The organism is Photorhabdus heterorhabditis (assembly GCF_018448905.1).
GTDB lineage: Bacteria > Pseudomonadota > Gammaproteobacteria > Enterobacterales > Enterobacteriaceae > Photorhabdus > Photorhabdus heterorhabditis.
This window is the reverse complement of record NZ_RCWA01000222.1, coordinates 1-217: the sequence shown is the minus strand read 5'-3', so window position 1 is coordinate 217 and position 217 is coordinate 1. Positions and strand designations below refer to the sequence as shown.

General features: G+C 56.2%; 1 protein-coding gene. It reads left to right on the top strand.

Annotated elements, in window-relative coordinates; genetic code table 11:
- The coding region (locus tag EAE89_RS23930; protein ID WP_244866766.1) for an S-layer family protein at positions 1–217 on the top strand (217 nt) is incomplete at both ends.

The following is a 217-nucleotide window of genomic DNA, read 5'->3' as shown; positions in this document are numbered from 1 at the left end:
AAATTTACCCAGTACAAACCCTGGCTGGGGTCAGACTACATGCAGCAGCAACTCACCCATGACCCGGCTTTGGTGCACAAACGGTTAGGCGACGGGTTCTACGAACAGCGGCTGGTGCGGGAGCAGATTACCCAGCTGACCGGTCAGCGCTATCTGCCGGGCTACAATAACGATGAAGCCCAGTTTAAAGCGCTGATGGATGCCGGCGTTGCCTTTG